Here is a 22,640-nt window from a genome sequence, read left to right on the forward strand (position 1 = left end):
GCCCTGGTCCGGTCAAGGGCTTCGGTGACAGTCCAGCCCATTGGATCACTTCTGCTGTCCGGCGGGGCAGTGTTTCCCGATCCCGCCACGGGAAAGGCCGTGCTCATGTAAGGACCACTCGGCGGCAGGGAGCACGCATGAGCCAGACGCAGCGGAGCCGCGGGCACGTCGACGAGCGGACGGCCCGGAAGGTCGCCGAAGAGGCGCGCGAGGCCGAATGGCGGCTGCCGAGCTTCGGCAAGCAGCTCTTCCTCGGCGACTTCCGGCTCGACCTCGTCCATCCGCATCCCCGCCCGGACACGGAGGCACGGCGCAAGGGCGAGGATTTCCTGGCCGCGCTGACCGAGTTCTGCGCCACCAAAATCGACCCGGCGGCGATCGAGCGGGAGTCGCGCATCCCGGACGACGTCGTCGCGGGCCTGCGGGACCTCGGCGCGCTCGGCATGAAGATCCCGGAGAAGCACGGCGGGCTCGGCCTCAGCCAGCTCTACTACGGCCGCGCGTTGATGATCGTCGGGTCCGTCAACCCCGCCCTCGCCGCGCTGCTGTCGGCGCACCAGTCCATCGGCGTCCCGCAGCCGGTCAAGCTGTTCGGGACGCGCGAGCAGAAGGACGAGTGGCTCCCCCGCTGCGCCCGGCAGGTCAGCGCGTTCCTGCTCACCGAGCCCGACGTCGGCTCCGACCCGGCCCGGCTGCGCGCCACCGCCGCCCCCGACGGGGACGACTACGTCCTCAACGGCGTCAAGCTGTGGACGACCAACGGCGTCATCGCCGACCTGGTCGTCGTCATGGCCCGCGTCCCGAAGTCGGAAGGACATCGCGGCGGCATCTCCGCGTTCATCGTCGACATGGCCGCGCCGGGCATCACCGTGGAGAACCGCAACGCGTTCATGGGGCTGCGCGGGATCGAGAACGGCGTCACGCGCTTCCACGACGTCCGCGTCCCGAAGGCGAACCTGATCGGCTCGGAGGGCGCGGGCCTCAAGATCGCCCTGACCACCCTCAACACCGGGCGCCTCTCCCTCCCCGCGATCTGCGCGGCGAGCGGCAAGTGGGCCGCCAAGATCGCGCGCGAGTGGTCCCGGGAGCGGGTGCAGTGGGGCCGTCCGGTCGGCGAGCACGAGGCCGTGTCCAGGAAGATCGCGTTCATCGCGGCGACCGCGTACGCGATGGAGGCGATGCTGGACCTGTCCGGCCAGCTCGCGGACGACGAGCGCAACGACATCCGGATCGAGGCGGCGCTCGCGAAGCTGTGGACGTCGGAGATGGCCTGCCGCGCCGCCGACGAGCTGATCCAGCTGCGCGGCGGCCGCGGCTACGAGACCGCCGAATCCCTCGCGGCGCGCGGCGAGCGGGGCGTGCCCGCCGAGCAGCTGCTCCGCGACCTGCGCATCAACCGGATCTTCGAGGGCTCCACCGAGATCATGCACCTGCTGATCGCGCGGGAGGCCGTGGACGCGCACCTGTCGGTCGCCGGCGACATCATCGACCCGGACGCGTCCACCGGCCAGAAGGCGCGGGCGGCGGCCAAGGCCGGCGGCTTCTACGCCCGCTGGCTCCCGACGCTGGTCACCGGCGCCGGGCACCGCCCGTCGTCCTACGGCGAGTTCGGGCCGCTGGCCAGGCACCTCCGCTACGTCGAGCGCGCGTCCCGCAAGCTCGCCAGGTCGATCTTCTACGCGGCCGGACGCTGGCAGGGCGGCCTCGAACACCGCCAGGGCTTCCTGGCCCGGATGGTCGACATCGGCGCCGAACTGTACGCGATGAGCGCGGTATGCGTCCGCGCCCAGGCCGACTCGTCCGCCGAGGGCCCCTTCCTTTCTGACGGCACCGGCATTTCTGACGGCACGGGCCCTGGGATGTCGGCCGTCCGGCTGGCGGACGCCTTCTGCCGCCAGTCACGCGTCCGCGTCGAGGAACTGTTCGACGGCCTATGGCGCAACACCGACGCGACGGACGTGAAACTGGCCCGCGCCGTCCTGGCGGGCGACTTCGCCTGGGTGGAGGAGGGCGTCCTGGACCCGTCCATCCCCGGCCCCTGGATCGCCCCCTCCGACCCAGGCCCAAGCCAAAAGGACGACGTCCACCGCACCATCCCCTAGCCCAGGCCCGGGCGCGGCTCGCGCGCCGCGCGGCTCGCGTGCCGTCCGGAGGAGGGATCTACGCGGGGGTAGACTGTGGCGCGACCTTCGCGCCGGAGATCGAACCGTCCTTAGCGGATCGGGTCATTCGGTCCGGCGAACGAGAGCCGAACGCCAACGCACCCAGCGAGCGGGAAGTATGCAGTCACCTGGTCAGAAGAAGTCCATCGCAGCAACCCTCCTGAACCTCGTCGGGAGCCGTCCGAAGAAGGCGGGGCCCGCGCAGGGGCCCGCGCCGGACGGCGACGTCGTCCAGCCGGCCGCCGGGGAGGGGTCGCTGGAGAACCACCTGGGCGGGGACGAGGCCCGCAACTACCGCAAGTACGAGTTCGACACCGTCGCGCCGCACGTCGGACGGTCGATGCTGGAGGTCGGGTCCGGCCTCGGGCACTTCTCCGAGCAGTTCGCCGGGCGGCTCGACTACCTCGTCGTCAGCGACAACGACCCGTACTGCGTCGGGGAGCTGCGCAAGCGCTACGACGGCAGCGACGACGTCGAGGTCATCGACCTGGCCCTGCCCGCCGAGATCGAGATCCGGCAGAAGGTCGACACGGTCGTGATGATGAACGTCCTGGAGCACATCAAGGACGACGCGCAGGCGCTGCGCGACCTCGCCGCCGTCACCCAGCCCGGCGGCCGCATCGTGATCTGGGTGCCCGGCTACATGCAGCTGTACGGGGACTTCGACCGGAAGGTCGGGCACGTCACCCGGTACACGCCGTCGACGCTGGAGGAGGCCGTCCGCGCGGCGGGGCTCGTGCCGGAGGTGCTCAAGCCGATCAACTTCCTCGGCGGGATCGCGTGGTGGTTCGCGGTCCGGCGCGGCGGCGCGGGCTACCCCGACCCGAAGCTCGTCAAGATCTACGACCGGACGGTCGTGCCGGTCACGCGCACCATCGAGCGGTTCGTCCGGCCGCCGTTCGGCCAGACGGTGTTCTGCGTCGCGCGCGTGCCCCGCTGACGAGGAGCTTTTCGGCGACGGGAACGGATCACGAAAAGCGGTCCGTTCCCGTCGCCTTTTTCCGTCCGGTCAAGCGGTATGTCTTTCGGCGCGGCGGGGCGGCCCGGCCACGAGACTGGGCGGTGGCCGGAACGGTCCCGGGCCCGCCTCTCCGGGCGGAGAAGCACCGCCCGCTTCCGCGTGCCGCGATCGCGCCGGCCGGCCACGAAGTTCCCGTGTGGTCCGACGGTCCGGAGGCGGGGATCATGGGAGGGGAGATCCCCGCCGCCGGATCAGGCGCGTACCCGCCCGTTCCCTGTGAACAGCGACAGGCGGTGCGCGGTGGCGGCGGCCTCGCCGCGGCTCGTCACGTCCAGCTTCCCGAGGATGTTGGAGACGTGGACGCTGGCCGTCTTCGCCGAGATGAACAGCGCCGCCGCGATGTCGCGGTTGCTGCGGCCCTCCGCGACCAGGCGCAGGACCTCGAACTCGCGGGGCGTCAGGCCGAGCGGCGCGGAGTCGTCGGGACGGCGGGTCCGGGTGCGGCGCTGCAGGTCGGCGATGTGCTCGCCGAGCGGCGCGGCGCCGAGGCGGTCCGCCAGTTCGGCGGCGACGCGCAGCCGTTCGGCCGCGCCGTCGTGGTCGCCCCCCGCCACCGCCGCCTCCGCCGCGCGGAACAGGGCGCTCGCCCGGTAGTACGGGCTGCGGAGCGCGTCCCACGCGGCCGCGGCGTCGTCCCAGGCCCCGAGGTCGAGGACGCCGCGGGCGCGCGCGTGCTCGGCGTCGAACGTGAGGCGGTGCGCGTGCTGGAGCGGGCCGCTGACGTGGAGCCGGGCGGCGCGTTCCTCGATGCGCCGCAAGTCGGCGGCGGCGCTGTCGCCCAGCTCAGCGCAGACCGACGCGCCGACGACCAGCGCGGGCAGGGAGTAGCGGGCGTCGTCGGGCAGGTCGCCGAGATCGAGGATGGGGCGGACGGCGTCCAGCGCGGCCTCCGGACGCCCCTCGGCGAGCGCGAGCTGCGCCTCGAGCCAGAGCGTGGAGAAGTAGTCCTGCGCCTTGAGCCACTTCATCTTGAGGTTCATGATCTCGCGGGACATGACGAGCTGCTTCGACGCCGTCGCCAGGTCGCCGCGCGCCAGCGCCACCCACCCGGACAGGACGAGCAGCGACGTGCGGGTGGTGACTGCGGGGTCCTGATCCATGGCGTGGTGCAGGACGGCCATGGCCTCGTCCCACCGGCCGAGCGACACCAGCGGCTCGGCCTGGTTGATGGACATGAACGTGCCCTGCGTGCGGGCGACGCCGTACTCGCGGGCGAGTTCCTTGCCGCGTCCGGCGATGGCGGCGGCCCGCTCGTGCCGCCCGCCGCCCTCCAGGAAGTGCGACTTGATCACGTGGTAGCGGAGCAGCACCTGGTGGTGGCCGCTGCGCTCCACGGCCTCCTCGACCTCGGCGAGCGCGGCGTGGTTGTCGTAGTCGATGTCGGCGCAGAACCGGCTGATCAGGGCCTCGGCCTCGGTGACGGGGTCGTCCAGGCGGCGCGCGATGGCCAGCGACTCGGCCGCCGCCCTGCGGGCCTCGCCGATGTCGCTGGTGACGCGGATGTAGTTCCCCAGCGTCGCCAGCGCCCGCGCCCGCAGCGCGCTCGGCGGGTCGGCGGGCAGCGCGTCGATGGCGGCGCGCATGTCCTCGACGAAGCCCGGACGCGCCATCTGGTAGCGCATCCTGCCGCGCAGCTCCAGCAGTGTCGCCAGCAGCGACGGGTCGTCCGGGGCGCCGTCCTCGACCGCGGCCTCGGCCTCGCGGAGCGCGGCGGTGACGAGCTTGATGCCGCGTTCGTACTCCCCGGCCTTGTCGGCGGCGGTCGCGGCGTCCTGCAGCACCTTGATGTGGTTCGCGTCGATGCGTTCCTCGGCGTCCGGGACCTGGTCCCACAGTTCCAGGACGCGCGATAGCATGGCCAGGCACTCGGCGTAGGCGAGCGCTTTGCGGGCCTCGGCGGCGGCGCGCCAGGACGCGACCAGCGCCCACGTACTGTCGTGTGCTGCGTTCCAGTGGTAGCTCAGCTCGACCCAAAGCCGACCGGCCGGAACGAGCCCGGCGTCGTCTTCCAGGGCTTCGGCGTAGCGCTTGTGCAGCCGCGTGTACTCGCCGGGCAGCAAATCGTCGTGGACGGCCTCGCGAATCAGAGCGTGCCGGAACGCGTAGCCGTCGCCGTCCACGACCAGGATGTTCGCTGCCACAGCAGGGCGGAGTACACGGGTCAATGCCGCGTCCTCAAGCCCGGTCACGGCCGCGAGCAGCGCGTGCTCGATGCGGGTGCCGCCGCCGCTGGCGTCGCGCAGCACTTCCTGCGTCTCCTCGGGAAGCCGCTGGACGCCCGCGAGCAGCAGGTCACGCAGGGATTCGGGCAGCTCGCACGCGAGCGTCCCGTCGTCGTCGAGCAGGGCCTCGATGAACAGCGGATTGCCCTCGCTCCGCGCCGCGATCCGGTCGACGAGCCCGGCCGGCAGGAGCTGCCTGTCGTCCAGCAGCTCGGTGACGAGGTCGGCGACGTCGGCCCTGGACAGCGGCGCGAGCTCCATCCGCCGGACGCGTTCGACCCGTTCCAGCCCGGCCAGCAGCGGACGCAGCGGATGGGTGCGGTGCAGCTCGTCCGACCGGTACGTCATGACGATCAGCACCGGCGACGTGCCGAGGTTGCGGATCAGGAACGCCATCAGGTCGCGGGTGGACCGGTCGGCCCAGTGCGCGTCCTCGATCACCAGCACGACCGGGCCGCGCTCCGCCAGCCGCTCCAGCAGCGTCAGCATGACCTCGAACAGCCGCGCGCGCTCCTCGCCCGACGCGGCGTCGGTCTCGGGCTCCCCGAACTCCGGCAGCAGCCGGGCGAGGCCGCCGGTGTCGCCGCGCGGCACGAGCCCGGCGACGCCGCCGATGCCGATGTCGCGGACGAGGCCCCGCAGCACGGTCGTGAACGGCGCGAACGGCAGCCCGTCGGAGCCGAGCTCCAGGCAGCCCCCGGCGAGCACCCTGGCCCGCTCCCCGTCGACGGTGGTGGTGAACTCGCGGATCAGCCGGGTCTTGCCGAGCCCCGCGTCCCCGCCGACGAGCACGGCCCCCGGCGCGCCGGCGAGGGCGGTCCGCAGCTCCGCCAGCTCGGCCGACCTGCCGATCAGGACGGGACTCATCGCACGTGGGCTCACGCCCCAAGCATGCCAAACGGATCGGACATTCCCACCTGAATATCGCTCCGTGAGACGCGCCTCGCACCCGACCGCCTTGTTTACGCACCCGACCGCCTTGTTCTCGCACCCGACCGCCTTGTTGACGCCGCGTCCAATCCGCGTGAGGCTGGTCCGACCGGGAGGTGATCGCGATTCGGTTCTCATTGTTCTACGAGCACCAGTTGCCGCGGCCGTGGGAGGACGGGCAGGAGCTGAGGCTCTATCAGGACGCGCTGGACCAGGTGGAGATCGCCGACCGGGTCGGCTTCGACTACGTGTGGGAGGTCGAGCACCACTTCCTGGAGGAGTATTCGCACTCGTCGGCGCCGGAAGTGTTCCTCGCCGCCGCGTCGCAGCGGACCAAGCGGATCCGGCTCGGGCACGGGATCGTCCAATTGCCGCCCGCCGTCAATCACCCGGCCCGCATCGCCGAACGCGTCGCGACGCTCGATCTCGTCTCCAACGGGCGGGTGGATTTCGGGACGGGCGAGTCGAGTTCGAGCGCGGAACTCGGCGGGTTCGGCGTCCGCCGCGCCGACAAGCGCGCCCAATGGCAGGACGCGATCGACGCCATCACCCGGATGTTCGTCGAGGAACCGTTCGCCGGATGGAACTCCGCCGACATCAGGATGCCGCCGCGGAACGTCCTGCCGAAGCCGGTGCAGAAGCCGCATCCGCCGCTGTGGGTGGCGTGCTCGCGCCGGGAGACGATCCAGTTCGCGGCGCGGAACGGCATCGGCGCGCTGTCGTTCTCGTTCGTCGAGCCGGAGGACGCCGGCCAATGGGTGGACGACTACTACCGCATCATCGCGTCCGAAGAATGCGTCCCGGCGGGCTTCGCGGTGAACCCGAACGTGTCGGTGGTCCTGCCGATGATGCTTCATGAGGACGAGGCCACGGCCATCGACCGGGGCATCGACGGTGCGCACTTCTTCGCCTTCGCGCTAGCGCACTATTACGGGACGACCCCGCACGACCCCGGACGTACCAGTGTCTGGGACGAGTTCCTGGAACGGCGCGATTCCCGCGGCTTCTCCCGCGAGGAGATCATCGCCAATGCGGAGAGCCTCAACGTCAATGTCGGGTCGCTTCGCGGCGCCGTCGGCACACCGGACCAGGTCGCCGAACTGATCCGGCGGTACGAGTCGGTCGGCGTCGACCAGATCTCCTTCGTTCTGCAGGCGGGGCCGAACAAGCACGAGCACATCTGCGAATCCCTCGAACTGTTCGGGAAATCGGTGCTGCCGCGCTTCGCCGAAGGACGCGACGAACGCGAAGCGGCCAAGGCGGAACGCCTCGCGCCCGCCATCGAAGCGGCTCTCGCCCGCCGCGAACCGGCGCGGAAACTGCCGCCCGGCTACCGCATCGACGAGGACGCGGAAGTCGCCCGCGTGCATCGCCCGTCCCGGCGGACTCTCCGCCCGGACCTCCGCACGGCGGCGCGGCGGCGGTTCCAGCGGGGCTTCTACAAACTCGTCCACGGACGCTCCGACACGCAGATCGAAAAGCGCTTCGGCCCCGGCGCGCAACGCGTGTTCTTCGCCGGGATGGCCCGCGCCTTCGACCCGTCCGCGTCGGCCGGATTCACCGGCGAACTGGAGTTCCGCCTCACCCGCGCCGAAGGCCGGACCGTGTGGACGCTGCAAATCGAAAAGTCCCGCGCCCGCGCCCGATCGGGCCCGGCACAGGACCCGGCGCTCACCCTCACGGTGGCGACGGCCGATTTCCTGCGAATCCTCGCGGGCGACGCCAACCCGGCGTCACTCCTCATGGACGGCCGCCTCGAACTGCGCGGCGACCACTATCTGGCGCCGCGCCTGAGCGAGATGTTCGGCGGTCCTTCGCCCTACTGATCTGGGGTGGCCGTGGTCCCCCGATGTCCACGGCCACCACACAGTCAGACGTCCACACCCCCTGTAATAGTTCGCGGTCCTTCCAGAAAAGATCTACGGTCACGGGATGTTCTCCCTCCAGGAGCCCCCGCTGTTCACCCGCCTGAAGAAGGCCCAGCGAATCCTGGTGGCCGGCGCCGGCGGCGGATTCGACGTGTACGCGGGCCTGCCCCTCGCCCTGGCGCTGATGAACGAGGGCAAGGACGTCCACCTGGCCAACCTGTCGTTCAGCGCCCTCTACGGCCTGCCGTCCGACACGTGGCTGGAAGCGGACGTCGCCGCCGTGACCCCCGAGACCTTGTCCCGCGCCGACTATTTCCCTGAAGCGACCCTTGCCTGCTGGCTCGACCGCCACGGCCTTCCGTCGACGGTCTACGCCTTTCCGAAACTGGGCGTCCAGCCGCTCCGCGACGCCTACCGCCACCTCGTCGGCCACCTGAACCTGGACGCCATTGTCCTCGTGGACGGCGGCACGGACATCTTCATGCGCGGCGACGAATCCGGCCTCGGCACGCCCCAGGAGGACATGGCCAGCCTCGCCGCCGTCCACGGCTTGGACGTCGCTGAGAAAATCGTCGTCTCTCTCGGTTTCGGAGTGGACGCTTATCACGGCGTGAATCACGTCCACGTCCTGGAAAATCTCGCCGCCCTGGCCGAGGACGGCTCATACCTGGGCGCGTTCTCGATTCCCCGCGACAGCCGCGAAGCTTCCCTCTACCTGGACGCGGTCGAATACGCCCAAGCCTCCACCCCCGCCCGTCCGAGCATCGTGAACGGTTCCATCTCGGCCGCCCTGCGGGGCCTGTTCGGCGACGTCCGCTTCACCGACCGGACCAGCAACAGCGAACTGTTCATCAACCCGCTCATGGCGATGTACTTCGCCGTCGACCTCGACGGCCTGGCCCGCCGCAACCTCTACCTCGACCGCCTGGAGAACACGCGCGTCATCCGCCAGATCAGCTCCATCATCGAGGAATTCCGCGACGAGGTCCGACGACGCACACCCCGCCAATACCCCCATTGACACGCTAGCCCGACGGACGTCCGGCTACGAGGTCGCTCAGCCAATCCCCGAACCGCTGGACGGGCCGCCGATACCGTCGCTCACGCGCCTTCGCGCGCCGCTCCTTCCGCGAGCCCTCCGCGTACCGGCGCTGAGCCCACAAAGAGTCAGGACGAGCCAGCCGGACGGCCCCGACGAACGCCACCACCCCGATGAACAACCCGAAGATCCCGGTCCAGACCTTGCCCTTCAGAAGCGCGATGAAGGCCAGGCACAAATCGAAGACGAGGATGAACGCGATCGTCCACATCCCGTCCCCGGCAAGGTCGTCCATGCCCACAGGCCGCAGCCCCAGCAGCAGCAATCCGCACAACGCGATGGTGATGAACACGACCTCGACCGACAGGCGGCCCTGCTCGCTCCAGTAGACGTCCTTCAAATGCAGGACGAGCGCGAACTCGTCCAGCACCAGCGCCGTCCCGACCCCGAACACCGCCGCGGTGACCCCCGCCCACCCGGACGACGCGTCCTCGACGGACAGCCCGCCCACACCGCCGACGCACATGAAGACCAGCCCGAACACGACGTGATGGATGTGCTGCCCGCCCGGCGAGACGTTCCCCGGCCACCACCGCACCTGCTTGCGGATCATCCGGACGCTGAACCGGATGAACAGGAACCCGACGATGAACGCCGCGAGGAAGCAGGACAACCGCAGCCGCCCGGTGTCCGCGATCTCCCGCGAGAACCACTCCTCCACAAGGCAGACCTTCCCGCCGCCGCGCCCAAAGCACACCCCGCGCTTGGCTACCGACGCTTTGCCTTCACCACCGCCCAGCCGCTCTTCCCCTCGAACTCCGTCCGCACCCCGCGCTCCTCGGACAGGCACTCGACGATCCCAAGCCCCCACCCGCCCGGATCGGGGCCGTCATCCGCCGGCGCCTCGTCCCCCGCAAAGCCTCCACTTCGGGTCCTCAGACTGCTCGCGGTTGGTTGGCGATGAGGGTTTCCAGGTTGGCTTGGGTGGCTGCGAGCTCGTCGATGGCCGCGCCGATGCGATCTCGGTGTTTCACCAGTTCGTCGACCAGTTCGGGGCAGCTGGGGATCAGCAGGCCGTCGTCGTCCACGATGCATGGCAGGACCTGGGAGATCTGCGTCGTGCTCAGGCCGGCCGCGAGCAGGATCCTGATCCGCCGCACCGCCGCCACGTCCGCGTCGCCGTATATGCGGTAGCCGCTCGGCCGCCGTTCCGGACGCAACAGCCCTTGCTCCTCGTAGTACCGCAGCGAGCGTTCGCTGACGCCCGTCCGCCGCGCGAGTTCCCCGATCCGCATTCCGCCTCCCGAGTTGACTCTGACATCAACGTGAAGGTTTAGCTTAACCGGCATGACACCCGTGACCGTTCTGGGGCTCGGCCCCATGGGGCGTGCGCTGGCCGCCGCCTTCGCCGTCCACCATCCGACCACCGTGTGGAACCGCACGCCCGGCAAGGGAAACGGCCTCGGCGCCACCGTCGCCGAGACCGCCGTTGAGGCGATCGCCGCCAGTCCGCTCGTCGTCGTGTGCGTCTTGGATTATCAGGCCGTGCGGTCCCTCCTCGACGCCGACGCCCTGAAGGGGCGCACGCTGGTGAACCTCACAGGCGGCTCACCGCAGCAGGCCCGCGAGCTCGCCGCCTGGGCCGCCGGGCACGGCATCGGCTACCTGGACGGTCTGATCATGGGCGCGCCCGCGGACATCGGCGGCCCGGACGCGACCCTGCTGTTCAGCGGGCCGGAGGACGTCTACCAGGCGCATCGGCCCACGCTCGCCGCGCTGGGCGAGAACGCGACCCACGTCGGAGAGGACCCGGGGCGGGCCGCGGGGTTCGACGCGGCCATGCTCGACGCCTTCTGGACGTCGCTGATCGGCATCGTGCATTCTTTCCAGCTCGCCGCCGCGGAGAACATCGCCCCTGCCGACATCGCCGGATATGTGAAAGTGGCGACCGGGCTGCTTCCAGAATTGATCGACGTGGTCGCCGAGCACCTGATCGCCGACCGGTATCCGGGCGACGCGTCCACGATGGCGTCCGCCGGGGCGAGTATGGACCACGTCCTGCACACCATTCGAGCCAACGGCCTCGACAACGGTGTGCTCAGCTCCGCGCGGGCCGTCGTGCAGCGAGCGATCGACGCCGGGCACGGGGAGGCGGGGTTCACCCGTCTCGCTGTGCTCTAGGGGTTTAGGGCCTTTCGGAGTTTGTCGATTTCGGCTTGCCAGGTCTGCAGGCCGTCGCCGGATTCGGCCCAGAGGTCTCGGGACTCCGACGGGCGGATCCGGCCGGCGGTCACCCGGGAGGCGTTGCGGCTGGAGCAGGCCGCCCGGGTCGTCACGGTATGCGTAAAGTGCCTTTCGGCGGGTGACGTGAATGGATCGGGGCTGGCGTGCGGGTCTTGACGTGGAATGTGTGGTGGCGGTTCGGTCCGTGGGAGGCGCGCAGGCGGGCGATCGCGGCGACCCTCGCGGAACTCGGCCCCGACATCGTCGGGCTGCAGGAGGTCTGGGCCGAGGGCGACGAGAACCTGGCCGGATGGCTCGCCGATCGGCTCGGCATGCACTGGACGTGGGCGGCCTCCGACCGGCCCGGCCGCTGGCATGACCGGCTCGACGGCTCGACGGCCGATGTCGGGGACGCCGTCCTCAGCCGATGGCCGATCATCGAAAAGGACGTCCTGCGGCTGCCCAACGGGGACGGCCGCGACGACGGCCATCGGGCCTTGTTCGCCCTGGTGGACGCCCCCGTCCACCCGGTGCCGTTCTTCACCACGCATCTCAATTCCGCGCCGCACGAATCCGCCGTCCGCCGCGCGCAGGTGACTGCCCTGGCAGAGTTCGTCGCGTCCCGCCGCGGCCGCGGCCCGTTCCCGCCTGTGGTCACCGGCGACTACAACGCCCATCCCGACTCGGACGAAATGCGCCTGTTCGGCGGGTACCGGACGGCGCCCGCCGTCCCCGGCCAGGTCCTGATCGACGCCTGGGAGTACGCCGACCCGGCCGCGCCCGCCGTCACCTGGGACCCGGCCAACCCCTACGCGGCGCTGACCCTCGAACCACCGGGGCGCATCGACTACGTCCACGTCGGGCTGCCGGGGCCGGGCGGGCTCGGGCATGTCCGGTCCGTGCGCCGTGCCGGGGACCGGCCCGTGGACGGCGTGTGGCCCTCCGACCACGCGGCCGTTCTCGCCGAACTGGCCTGTCCGTAGGCCGGGCGGCGGCGACGGGGGCGAGTACGCTCGGAGCCACGATGCCGGACGACCTGTTGACGATCGGCGAGCTGGCGAAACGCACCGGCGTCGCCGCCTCCGCGCTGCGGTACTGGGAAGACCTCGGCCTGCTCACGCCGCCGGTCCGCGTCTCGGGCCAGCGGCGCTATCCGCCGTCGGCGGCCGGGCAGGTCGGCGCGATCCTCCTGATGCGGGACGCCGGGTTCACGCTGCGCGACCTCAAGGCGCTCCTCAACCCCTCACCGCCGCCAGGTGGCGGCCGCCAGGAGATCCTCCGGCGCAAGCTCATCGAGCTGGACGAGCGGATCGCCCAGGCCCAAGCGGCGCGGACCGCCGTCGCCCACGGCCTGTCCTGCCCCCACGAGAACATTCTCGACTGCCCTCACTTCACCGCCGGAGTCGCGGCCCGCCTTGCGGGAGCGTCCCTCGAAGAGGTCCATCAGCACTGAATCCGGGGCGCGCCGCGCCCGGTACCCCGCTGGACAAACGCGTAACATATAGGTTACACATCTGGGGTGGACGTCTTCGCAGCCCTGGCCGACCCCGTGCGCCGCCGCATCGTGGTGCTGCTCGGCGGCGGCCCCCTGACGGCCGGGGCGCTGGCCGCCGCGTTCCCGGACATCAGCCGTCCGGCGGTGAGCCGCCACCTGCGCGTCCTGCGCGAGGCGGGGCTGGTCGCGGCCGAGACCGTGGGACGCGAGCGGTACTACCGGGCCGACCACGGCGCGCTGCGGGAGATCGACCGGTGGCTGGCCACCGTCCGCAGGCAGGCGTGGAACCAGCGCCTGGACGCCCTGGGCACGGAAGTCCACCGCACGCGCCGCGAACGCCCGGCGGAACTCCGGACGACCGGCGAGGAACCACCCACGAGGAGCACGGGATGAAACCGACACCCACCGGCAGGCTGCTCGCCACGGCGACCGGCACGGACCTGCAACTGACACGCCAGTACAAAGCCACGATCGACGACGTCTGGGCGAGCATCACCGAGCCGGAGCGGACGGCCCGATGGTTCGCGCACTGGAGCGGCGACGGCAGGCCAGGCGCGACAGTCCGGCTCACGCTGGTGCACGAGGACGGCCAGCCCGAGAGCGACATGACGATCATCGCCTGCGAGCCGCCCCGGCGGCTCGAGGTCGAGACCGTCGACGAGTACGGGCGCTGGCACCTGGAGGCGCGCCTCGCCGAAGCCGACGGCGTGACGACGCTGACCTTCCTGCACCATCTGGACCCCGGCACGGACGTGACCACGACCGGTCCGGGCTGGGAGTACTACCTCGACCGCCTTTCCACCTCCAGGGAAGGAACGCCCGCACCAGACTTCGACGACTACTACCCCGCGCAAGTGGAGTACTACAGAAACCTCACCACCGGGTGATTCCGTGAGCGAACAAGAAATGGTGCGGGGTCTCCAGGAGAGGGCGGCCCGAGCTTTCCCGGCGGAGCATGTCCAAGACATTGACGGATGGAGGCTGCGCCATGCCCCCAACTGCTCCTGGTGGATGGGAACCGTCCTTCCACACGGCGAAGCCGCACCGGACGAATTGGTGCGCAAGGTCGTCCAGGCCGAGGATTTCTACACCGGGCATGGCGCGGAAGCACGGTTCCAGATCACTCCGGGTGCGTGCCCGGACGCGCTCGACCCCATCCTCGAAGAGCGCGGCTACCAGCGCAGAAGCCCCACCTCATTGCAGGCGGCGACCGCCGAGCGCGTCCTGGAGCGAACGCCGCATTCGCCGCGGGTCCGGTTGGACGATCACCCGACCGACTCGTGGTTCGACGCCTGGCACGCCGTGCACGGCGGCGACCTCCGTTCCGAGCGGAACATGCTCGCGCGGGTGAAAGGGCCGTCCGTCTACGTCCGCGCGATGGTCGGGGACGATGTCGCCGCGGTCGGCCGGGCGGTCGCCGACTCCGGCTGGACGGGTGTGTTCAACATGGCCACCATTCCCGAGGCACGCGGAAAGGGCGCCGCCCGAACCGTCCTGGCCGCATTGGCAGGCTGGGCCGAATCCCAGAAAGCCGACCGCATGTACCTTCAGGTCGAGCGCGGCAACGGCCCGGCCCTCCGGCTTTACGCACGCTCAGGATTCGACGAGATCAGCGCCTACCACTACCGGATCGCTACGGGGTCCGGCCGGTGATGGCCACCACCCGGTCGATCAGCGGGGCGTCGGCGGGGACCTCGACGGCGGGGCCCCACAGGGCCGGGACGGGGGCGTTCGGGACGAACACCGCCACGTGATCGAGGCAGTGCCGCACCGTGTCCTCGGGCATGTCGACGGGCTGGCCGGTGGCCTTGGCGAGGTCCCAGCCGTGCACCACGATCTCGGTCAGCGCGATCTTGCCCCACACGTCGTTCGCCAGTTCCAGGCCGCCGCCGGCGTCGGTGCCGCCCTCCCACGCGGCCGGATCGTCCCAGGCCTCGCCGAGCGCCCACAGATGCTCGACGAGGACGTTCCGCCAGCCGGACCCGAGGTTCGCCGCGCTCGGCTCGCGGTCGGCGGTCTCGCTGGTCTTCCTCAGGGCCAGCGCGGTGAACCCGTCCGCGACCACGTCGACGTGATCGATCAGGTCGCCGACGCTGTAGTCGGCGCAGGGCGTGGCGCGGGACAGGTGGGCGTCGTCCACGCCCGTCAGGATCTCGATCATGCGGTGGCAGGGGGGCCTCAGGTCGATCATCGAACCCTCTTCTCTCGGGAGCCATGGCGGGCCGCGACGCGGCCTTGAAGATACGGACATCTCAGGCCCCCGGAACTCATCGGTCAAGGCGGCGGGGCGCCGAATGTCTGGGATCTGCAAAGGGCGGCGTCCGGCACGGGAAAGACGGGGGCGGTGAGCAGGGGGTTCACTCACGGCAACACGTCGTGAGAGGAGCGTTCACATGCCCGAAACCCCCGGTTCGGAGTTCTGGAAGGACCTCAAGCCGATCGAGAACTCGCAGAAGCCGGACGCGCTGCCGGAGGTGTACCTGTCGAAGGTCGCCACCGACGACGACCGGTACTACGTGCCGTTCACCGAGACGGTCGGATCCCGGCCGCTGTGGATCAACGTGAAGGACAACACGTGGTCCGACATCCTGCGGTCCAAGGAGGCCGGGCTCGTCAACCGGCACTACCACCCGCACGAGGTGTTCGCCTACACGATCTCCGGCAAGTGGGGCTACCTGGAACGTCCCTGGACGGCCACCGCGGGCGACTTCATCTACGAGGCGCCGGGCGAGGGCCACACGCTCGTCGCCTACGAGAGCGACGAGCCGATGAAGACGCTGTTCATCGTGAAGGGTCCGCTTGTCTGGCTGGACGAGAACGGTGAGCCCGAGGGGTTCTTCGACGTCCACGACTACATCGACATGTGCCGCAAGCACTACGACAAAGTGGGGCTGGGCGCGGACTACGTCAACGCACTGTTCCGCTAAGCCATGACGACCCTGCTCAAGCGGGCCGCTCCCGCCGTCACCCCCGACCGGTACGAGAACCGGCTGCTGGTCATCCTGTTCCTGGCCTTCGGCTTCGTGTTCTTCGACCGGCAAGCCCTGGCGTTCCTCGCCCCCTACATGGACGACGATTTCGGCCTGTCGAACTCGCAGCTCGGCGTCCTGTCCGGCGTGCTCGCGCTGACGTGGGCGCTGGCCGGGATGTTCGCCGGGAGCCTGTCGGACCGGCTGGGACGGCGCAAGCCCATCCTCATCGCCGCCGTGCTGCTGTTCTCGCTGTTCTCGTCGGCGTCCGGGCTGATGACCGGGTTCGTCGGCCTGCTCGCGGCGCGCGCGCTGATGGGCACGGCGGAGGGCGCGGTGCTGCCGATGTCGCAGTCGCTGATGGTGGAGGCGTCCCGCGAGTCGCGACGCGGGCTGAACATGGGGCTGCTGCAGGGGTCGTCGGCCGGCCTGCTCGGCGGCATCGTCGCGCCGGTCGTCGTGGTGTGGCTCGCGGACAACTTCGGCTGGCGGACGGCGTTCTTCGTCACCATCGTCCCCGGGCTGATCATCGCGGGGCTGATCGCGAAGTTCGTCCTCGAACGCCCGCCGCGCAAAGCCGAGGCCGAGGCCGAGGCGGCGGCGGCGGCGAAGGCGCCGAAGGTCCCGGTGAAGGACGTGCTGCGCCTGCGCAACGTCGTGATCTGCATGCTGATCGCGCCCTGCTACCTGACGTGGTTCGTCACGCTGATCACGTTCACGCCGAAGTACCTCACGGACGAGAAGGACTGGGGTTCCGGGACGATGAGCGCCGTCATGACGTGCCTGGGCGTCGCGTGGGTGCTGTGGGGGTTCGCGACGCCGGGGATCTCCGACCGGATCGGGCGGCGGAAGGCGCTGACGGGCTTCACCGTCCTCGCCGTGTTCTGCCCGATCGCCGTCGTGTACGTGGACAGCCCGGTGCTGCTCGGCACGCTGATGATCCTCACCTACACGGGCCTCGGCTGCTTCACGCTGTTCATGGCGACGATCCCGGCCGAGACGGTGCCGCACGCCGCGCTCGCCACCGCGCTCGGCGTGATCATGGGCGTGGGCGAGCTGGCCGGCGGGTTCCTCGGGCCGCTCGTCGCGGGCCGCGCGTCCGACGTCTGGGGGCTGCAGGCGGCCATGTTCATCGCGGCCGGGGGCGCGGCGATGGTCGTGGCGCTATCGTTCGGGCTCCGCGAGACGGCCCCCGCCGTCCTGCGGCGGAGAGGAGCCTCCATATGAGGGCAGCGGTCTGGTACGGAGCGCGGGACGTCAGGGTCGAGGACATCGCGCCGGGCGCCCCGGGACGCGGAGAGGTCGCGATCACGGTCGCCTACTGCGGGATCTGCGGCAGCGACCTGCACGAATACGCCGACGGGCCGCACGGGATCCCGGTCGGGGAACCGCATCCGGAGTCGGGACGGGCCGCGCCGCTGACGCTCGGGCACGAGTTCAGCGGGACGGTCGCCGAGGTCGGCCCGGACGTGACGGGGTTCCGTCCGGGCGACCGGGTCGCGGTCGAGCCGCACTACCGCTGCGGCGACTGCGCCCGCTGCCTGGCGGGCGAGTACAACCTGTGCCGCCATTTCGGGTTCGCCGGGCTGATGGGCGACGGCGGGCTCGCCGAGCGGGCCGTCCTGCCGTCCTACATGCTGCACCGGCTGCCGGACGGCATCTCGCTGAAGCAGGCGGCCGTGTTCGAGCCCGCGGCGGTCGCGCTGCACGGCATCCGCCGGTCGGGGCTGCGGGACGGGGAGACGGCCGCGGTCGTCGGGCTCGGGCCGATCGGGCTCCTCGTGGTGCAGCTCGCCGTCCGGTACGGGGCGGGAAAGGTGATCGCGTGCGACCCGTCGCCGACCCGCCGCGCGCTGGCGAGCCGTCTCGGCGCGGCCGAGACCGCGGACGCCGGGGAGCTGCCGCCCGGAACCGCCGACGTGGCGTTCGAGGCGGTCGGCGCCGAGCGGACGGTGCACGACTGCCTGGACGCGACCCGCCGCGGGGGCCGGGTCGTGCTGCTCGGCCTCGGCGGCATCCTCGCCGTGGACGCGTTCGGCCTGGTCAAGAACGAGCACTCGATCATCGGGTCGGTCGGGTACCGGGACTGCCATCCCGAGCTGATCCGGCTCGCCGCCGAGGAGGGCATGGACTTCACCTCCATCGTCACCTCGGTCGTCCCGCTGAACGACGTCGTCCGCGGCGGGTTCGAGACGCTGATGAACACCATGGAGGAGATCAAGGTGCTGGTGCGGCCATGACCGAGGGGTTCGCGGCGGGCCTGTTCGCGGGGCGGCGCGCGTTCGTGACCGGCGGGACGTCCGGGATCGGGGCCGCGACCGCCGTGCTGTTCGCCGAGCTCGGCGCCGAGGTCGTCGCGCTCGGGCTGCGCCCGGCCGACGCGGGCGAGCTGCCGGACCATCCCGGCGTCCGCGTGGTGGAGCACGACGTGCTGGACGGCGGCGGCCTCACCGGGCTGATCGCGGACGCCGGGCCGCTGGACGCCCTGGTGAACTGCGCGGGCGTCAGCCACGACCGCGACGAGTACGACCTCGAACGCTGGCGCCGCGTCCTGGAGATCAACCTGACCGCGACGATGGTGGCCTGCCAGGCCGCCCGCCCCGGCCTCGCCCGCGCCGACGGGTCGATCGTGAACGTCTCGTCGATGTTCGCCTACTCCGGCAGCCGGGACCGGCCCGCCTACAGCGCGAGCAAGGGCGGGATCTCTCAGCTCACCCGGTCGCTGGCGGCCGAGTACGCCGCCGACGGCGTCCGGGTGAACGCGGTCGCGCCCGGGTTCGTCGTCACGCCGCTGGCCCGCGGGCTGCTGGACGACCCGCCCGCCGCGGAGGCCGTGCTGGCGCGGATCCCGGCCGGACGGTACGGGCGGCCGCGGGAGATCGCGTCCGCGGCGGCGTTCCTGTGCTCGCCCGCCGCGTCCTACGTCACCGGCGCGATCCTTCCGGTGGATGGAGGCTATCTGGCGGTTTGACGCGTTCCACCACATAGGCTCCACCAGGAGGGCACGCCGACCCGGGGAGGAGCGACCATGCCGGCACCAGCACAGATGATCTCCCAGGCCAGCACGGAGGACGTCGACCCGCGCGAGCGCATCGAGTTCTGGGAGGACTACAACCGCAGGGCGCTGGTCGGGCTGTCCTGCTCCTCCTACTCCGAGCGGGGGCTGCTCGCCCGGCAGGCCAACTTCCGGCTCGGGGACGTCCGGCTCGCCGAGATCAGCGGCAACGCGCACGCCATCGAGCGCACCCCGCAGGTGGCCAGGTCGACGCCGAAGGACTCGGTGTTCGCGACGCTGCTGGTCAAGGGCGACGCCGTCTTCCTCCACGAGAACGGCTGCCTCGCCGCCACCGCCGGTGACCTCGTCGTGTACGACACGCGCCGTCCCTACCTGTTCGGGTTCTCGTCGTCCATGCGGCAGTTCCTGGTCGACATCCCGCGCGACCGGTTCGTGGAGGAGTGCATGGCGGGCGGCGTCCAGGCGCCCATGCTGTTCGGGCGCGGGACGGCCCGCGAGGGCGAACTCGTCGTGGCGCTGCGGTCCGTGTTGGAGAATCCCGGCGCGTCCGAGCCGGTCAGTGCTCGCGGGACAGTCCTCGACCTGATCCGGCTGCTGGCCACAGAGCGTTCCGGCGGACGCGCCGCGCCCGCCGCGTACCAGACGCAGCTCATCGTCGCCGAGGACTACATCGACCGGCACCTGCACGACGCCTGCCTCACGCCCGGGCAGGTCGCGGGGGTGATGGGCGTGTCCGTCCGGCATCTGGGACGGATCTTCGAGTCGGCGGGGACGACGCCGTCCAGGCACATCCTGGAACGCCGCCTCCAGCGCGCCCACGACGACCTCACCGCCCCCGGCGCCGCGCGGACGACCATCGCCGACATCGCCTACCGCTGGGGCTTCTCCAGCCAGGCCCATTTCGCCCGCCATTTCCGCACCCGCTTCGGCCGCACCCCCACCGAAACCCGCGCCACCGCCCACTGACCTGTTGACCTGCGCGCACGGGGTTGCGCGTCCGTGCGAAGCGCTGAATGATGATCCCCCGCGCTGGACGACGACGAAAAGTGGACAGAGCGAAGTGAATATCGGCGACGGTGGAATCACGGTCAGTTATGAGCCCGCGCCCGACGAGGTGGCCCGCGCGTTCTTTCATGGTCTGAGGCGGCAGCTCGCGGTCACCTACACGGTGGTCGTGGTGTTTCTGATCGGCGCCACGATCTTCTGCTTCGCCGTCGGACAGGCGTGGGTGGGCGCGGCCCTGCTGGTGTCGACGGTCGCGGCCCCGCTCGGCTCGGCCTGGTGGCTTCGGCTGCGGTTGCGCAAAATGCTCGCGTTCCTGTGCGTGCCCACGACGATGCGGCTGACCGCCGACGGGTACGAATGCCGAACCGACAAGTCGACGACCACGATGCGGTGGTCCATGTTCTCCAGCGTCGTGACCACCGGGGAATTCTGGCTGTTCTTCCTGAACGGGCAGCCCGCGGCGTTCCTGCCGAAGGGCGCGTTCGACGCCGGGCAGCAGGCGCGGATCGCCGGATTCCTCGCCGCCCGGGAGCCCGCCAAGACCCGCTGAAAGGCGGCCGGGGTCAGCGGCCTTGAAAGTTCGGGGGACGGTTCTCCAGAAAAGCCGTGATGCCTTCCTTCGCGTCCTCGGTTCCGGCCAGCTCGACCAATTCTGAGAGCAGATAGGCGACCTGGTCGTCCAGCGGACGGCCCTCGATCGCGAAGAACGCGTCGCGGCCGCGGCGCAGGCCGAGCGGGCTCTTGGACGCGATCACTCCGGCCAGCTCGTCCACGCGGGCGTCCAGGTCCGCGCGGGGGACGACCTCGGTGACCAGGCCGATCTCGCGGCCCTCGGCGGCGGTGATCCGGGAGCCGGTGTAGTACAGCTTGAACGCGTGCTTCGGCGCGACGTTCCGGTTGATGATCGCCATGATCATCATGGGCCAGAGCCCGACGTTGACCTCCGGGGTGGCGAGTTTGACGTCGTCCGCCGCGATCACCAGGTCGCAGGCGGCGGCGAGGCCCAGGCCGCCCGCGACGGCGTGCCCGGCGAGCCGCGCGATGATCGGCTTGCCGAGCGTGGGGAACGCCGTGAACAGGCGGAACGGCGCGCTGCCGCGGATCTCGTCGACGTCCAGGCCGTCGCGGTCGAGGCCGCCCAGGTCGGCTCCGGCGCAGAACGCCCGGTCCCCCGCGCCGGTCAGGACGATCACCCGCACGTCGTCGTCGTTCTTCGCCCGGTCGAAGGCGTCCAGCAGCTCGCCGATCATCTGGTCGTCGAGCGCGTTGCGGGCGCCGGGCCTGTTCAGCGTGATGCGCGCGATCCGGTCGGAGACCTCGTACAAGATCGTGTCGTACATCCCTAGCCGACTCCTCACCACGCGGCAAGCTCAGCCACCGCGAGCGCGTTAACGGGCCCTGGAGCTTCGCCTTCGGCTCGCTCCAGGGCCCGATCGCGAAGCGATGCCGCGCTCGCAGCTTTGGCGATTCGCCCCTGAGCCGCCAGGCGAGGGGGCGAGGTCGTCAAAGCCTTTCAATGACGGTGGCGTTGGCCTGGCCGCCGCCCTCGCACATGGTCTGGAGGCCGTAGCGGCCGCCGGTGCGCTCCAGCTCGTGGAGCAGCTTGGTCATCAGCACGCCGCCGGTGGCGCCGAGCGGGTGGCCGAGCGCGATCGCGCCGCCGTTCGGGTTGGTCTTCTCCAGGGACGCGCCGGTGTCGTGCGCCCAGGCCATCGGGACCGGCGCGAACGCCTCGTTGACCTCGAAGACGTCGATGTCGCCGATCTTCAGCCCGGCGCGGTCGAGGGCCTTCTCCGTCGCGGGGATGGGGCCGGTCAGCATGTAGACCGGGTCGGAGCCGGTCACCGCGAGGGTGTGGATGCGGGCGCGCGGGGTGAGGCCGTGCCGCTTGACGGCCTCCTCGGACGCGATCAGCACCGCGGACGAGCCGATCGAGATCTGCGAGGCCACGGCGGCGGTCATCCGGCCGCCCTCGCGCAGCGCCTTCAGGCCCGCCATCTTCTCCAGGCTGGTGTCGGGGCGGGCGCCCTCGTCCTTGGTCACGCCGGCGATGGGCGCGATCTCCCGGTCGAAGTAGCCGGCCTCGATCGCCTTGGCGGCGCGCTGATGGCTCTCCAGCGCGAACCTCTCCAGGTCCTCGCGGCTGTAGCCCCACTTCTCCGCCATCATCTCGGCGCCGCGGAACTGGGAGATCTCCTGCGTGCCGTACCGCTCGATCCAGCCCTCGCCGAACGGGAAGTCCATGCCCTGGACGATGCTGGAGCCCATCGGCACCTTCGCCATCTGCTCGACGCCGGACGCGACGACGAGGTCCTGGGTGCCGGACAGCACGCCCTGCGCGGCGAAGTGGATCGCCTGCTGGGACGACCCGCACTGCCGGTCGATGGTCACGCCCGGCACGGACTCCGGCAGCCCCGCCGACAGCCACGCCGTGCGGGCGATGTCGAGGGTCTGCGGGCCGACCTGCATGACACAGCCCATGATCACGTCCTCGACCGCGGACGGGTCGACGCCGGTGCGGTTGACGAGCTCCTTGAGCACGTGGGCCCCGAGGTCGGCGGGGTGGACGTCCTTCAGGCCGCCCTTCTTGGCGCCGACGGGGGTACGGACCGCGCCGACGATGTACGCCTCGGCCACTGCGCCTCCAAATTCTGGGTTCCGTCCCGAAACCGAGCGAGATTCGGTTAGTT

22 protein-coding genes are annotated in these 22,640 nt (G+C 70.9%); 16 read left to right on the forward strand and 6 right to left on the reverse strand.

From position 1 onward, the window contains the following. The first annotated feature begins 137 nt into the window (after positions 1–137). Both ACH35V_RS37720 and ACH35V_RS37725 read left to right on the forward strand, forming a co-directional pair. A complete protein-coding gene (locus tag ACH35V_RS37720; RefSeq protein ID WP_395979667.1) occupies positions 138–2,102 on the forward strand; it encodes an acyl-CoA dehydrogenase family protein in 1,965 nt (654 codons plus the stop codon). 178 nt (positions 2,103–2,280) lie between these two features. Further along, positions 2,281–3,102 carry a class I SAM-dependent methyltransferase gene (locus ACH35V_RS37725; protein WP_395979668.1) on the forward strand — a complete coding sequence of 274 codons (822 nt, stop codon included), beginning with the start codon at positions 2,281–2,283 and terminating at the stop codon, positions 3,100–3,102. A gap of 272 nt (positions 3,103–3,374) precedes the next feature. Here ACH35V_RS37725 and ACH35V_RS37730 read toward each other — a convergent pair whose 3' ends face one another. Continuing rightward, positions 3,375–6,287, reverse strand: a complete 2,913-nt coding sequence (locus ACH35V_RS37730; RefSeq protein WP_395979669.1) for a helix-turn-helix transcriptional regulator — start codon at positions 6,285–6,287, stop codon at positions 3,375–3,377. 164 nt (positions 6,288–6,451) lie between these two features. Here ACH35V_RS37730 and ACH35V_RS37735 point away from each other — a divergent pair, with 164 nt between their 5' ends. Next, a complete protein-coding gene (locus ACH35V_RS37735; RefSeq protein ID WP_395979670.1) occupies positions 6,452–8,161 on the forward strand; it encodes an LLM class flavin-dependent oxidoreductase in 1,710 nt (569 codons plus the stop codon). A 106-nt stretch (positions 8,162–8,267) separates the two neighbouring features. Further along, on the forward strand, positions 8,268–9,224 hold the full coding sequence (locus tag ACH35V_RS37740) for a DUF1152 domain-containing protein (protein WP_395979671.1): 957 nt from the start codon (positions 8,268–8,270) through the stop codon (positions 9,222–9,224). 4 nt (positions 9,225–9,228) lie between these two features. On the opposite strand, the gene ACH35V_RS37745 is transcribed toward ACH35V_RS37740, so the two are convergent. Then, complete coding sequence (locus ACH35V_RS37745; RefSeq protein WP_395979672.1) at positions 9,229–9,963, reverse strand: hypothetical protein; 735 nt, start codon at positions 9,961–9,963, stop codon at positions 9,229–9,231. Positions 9,964–10,177: 214 nt separating this feature from the next. Further along, complete coding sequence (locus tag ACH35V_RS37750; RefSeq protein ID WP_395979673.1) at positions 10,178–10,537, reverse strand: MerR family transcriptional regulator; 360 nt, start codon at positions 10,535–10,537, stop codon at positions 10,178–10,180. A gap of 52 nt (positions 10,538–10,589) precedes the next feature. Here ACH35V_RS37750 and ACH35V_RS37755 point away from each other — a divergent pair, with 52 nt between their 5' ends. The 6 genes from ACH35V_RS37755 to ACH35V_RS37780 all read left to right on the forward strand — a co-directional run bounded on the left by ACH35V_RS37755 (position 10,590) and on the right by ACH35V_RS37780 (position 14,613). Continuing rightward, positions 10,590–11,423, forward strand: a complete 834-nt coding sequence (locus ACH35V_RS37755; RefSeq protein WP_395979674.1) for an NAD(P)-dependent oxidoreductase — start codon at positions 10,590–10,592, stop codon at positions 11,421–11,423. Positions 11,424–11,629: 206 nt separating this feature from the next. Continuing rightward, the gene (locus tag ACH35V_RS37760; RefSeq protein ID WP_395979675.1) at positions 11,630–12,448 is read left to right on the forward strand and encodes an endonuclease/exonuclease/phosphatase family protein; all 819 of its coding nucleotides are present in this window, start codon (positions 11,630–11,632) and stop codon (positions 12,446–12,448) included. Between the two features lie 41 nt (positions 12,449–12,489). After that, positions 12,490–12,918, forward strand: a complete 429-nt coding sequence (locus ACH35V_RS37765) for a MerR family transcriptional regulator (RefSeq protein WP_395979676.1) — start codon at positions 12,490–12,492, stop codon at positions 12,916–12,918. A gap of 66 nt (positions 12,919–12,984) precedes the next feature. Further along, a complete protein-coding gene (locus ACH35V_RS37770; RefSeq protein ID WP_395979677.1) occupies positions 12,985–13,353 on the forward strand; it encodes an ArsR/SmtB family transcription factor in 369 nt (122 codons plus the stop codon). After that, a complete protein-coding gene (locus ACH35V_RS37775) occupies positions 13,350–13,847 on the forward strand; it encodes an SRPBCC family protein (RefSeq protein ID WP_395979678.1) in 498 nt (165 codons plus the stop codon). The genes ACH35V_RS37770 and ACH35V_RS37775 overlap by 4 nt, the downstream gene beginning before the upstream one ends. A gap of 169 nt (positions 13,848–14,016) precedes the next feature. Then, on the forward strand, positions 14,017–14,613 hold the full coding sequence (locus ACH35V_RS37780) for a GNAT family N-acetyltransferase (RefSeq protein ID WP_395979679.1): 597 nt from the start codon (positions 14,017–14,019) through the stop codon (positions 14,611–14,613). On the opposite strand, the gene ACH35V_RS37785 is transcribed toward ACH35V_RS37780, so the two are convergent. Then, a complete protein-coding gene (locus tag ACH35V_RS37785) occupies positions 14,594–15,151 on the reverse strand; it encodes a TIGR03086 family metal-binding protein (RefSeq protein WP_395979680.1) in 558 nt (185 codons plus the stop codon). The two genes, ACH35V_RS37780 and ACH35V_RS37785, sit on opposite strands and share 20 nt — an antisense overlap. A gap of 202 nt (positions 15,152–15,353) precedes the next feature. Here ACH35V_RS37785 and ACH35V_RS37790 point away from each other — a divergent pair, with 202 nt between their 5' ends. The 6 genes from ACH35V_RS37790 (at position 15,354) to ACH35V_RS37815 (ending at position 20,500) form a co-directional block, all read left to right on the forward strand. Further along, positions 15,354–15,887, forward strand: coding sequence for a 2,4'-dihydroxyacetophenone dioxygenase family protein (locus tag ACH35V_RS37790; RefSeq protein ID WP_395979681.1), 534 nt, complete (start codon positions 15,354–15,356; stop codon positions 15,885–15,887). 3 nt (positions 15,888–15,890) lie between these two features. After that, on the forward strand, positions 15,891–17,156 hold the full coding sequence (locus ACH35V_RS37795) for an MFS transporter (protein WP_395979682.1): 1,266 nt from the start codon (positions 15,891–15,893) through the stop codon (positions 17,154–17,156). After that, complete coding sequence (locus ACH35V_RS37800) at positions 17,153–18,169, forward strand: 2,3-butanediol dehydrogenase (protein ID WP_395979683.1); 1,017 nt, start codon at positions 17,153–17,155, stop codon at positions 18,167–18,169. Before ACH35V_RS37795 ends, ACH35V_RS37800 begins: the two co-directional genes overlap by 4 nt. Next, positions 18,166–18,900, forward strand: a complete 735-nt coding sequence (locus ACH35V_RS37805) for an SDR family NAD(P)-dependent oxidoreductase (RefSeq protein WP_395979684.1) — start codon at positions 18,166–18,168, stop codon at positions 18,898–18,900. Before ACH35V_RS37800 ends, ACH35V_RS37805 begins: the two co-directional genes overlap by 4 nt. Before the next feature lie 57 nt (positions 18,901–18,957). Beyond that, positions 18,958–19,911 (forward strand): helix-turn-helix domain-containing protein, encoded by a 954-nt coding sequence (locus ACH35V_RS37810; RefSeq protein WP_395979685.1) that lies wholly within the window; start codon positions 18,958–18,960, stop codon positions 19,909–19,911. A gap of 94 nt (positions 19,912–20,005) precedes the next feature. Beyond that, entirely contained in the window at positions 20,006–20,500 is a 495-nt protein-coding gene (locus ACH35V_RS37815) for a YcxB family protein (RefSeq protein ID WP_395979686.1), read from the forward strand. Positions 20,501–20,513: 13 nt separating this feature from the next. Here ACH35V_RS37815 and ACH35V_RS37820 read toward each other — a convergent pair whose 3' ends face one another. Both ACH35V_RS37820 and ACH35V_RS37825 read right to left on the reverse strand, forming a co-directional pair. Then, the gene (locus ACH35V_RS37820) at positions 20,514–21,290 is read right to left on the reverse strand and encodes an enoyl-CoA hydratase/isomerase family protein (protein ID WP_395979687.1); all 777 of its coding nucleotides are present in this window, start codon (positions 21,288–21,290) and stop codon (positions 20,514–20,516) included. Between the two features lie 163 nt (positions 21,291–21,453). Next, entirely contained in the window at positions 21,454–22,587 is a 1,134-nt protein-coding gene (locus ACH35V_RS37825) for an acetyl-CoA C-acetyltransferase (RefSeq protein WP_395979688.1), read from the reverse strand. Positions 22,588–22,640: the final 53 nt, after the last annotated feature.

The sequence above is a fragment of the Actinomadura sp. 1N219 genome (assembly GCF_044326405.1).
Classification (GTDB): Bacteria; Actinomycetota; Actinomycetes; order Streptosporangiales; family Streptosporangiaceae; genus Spirillospora.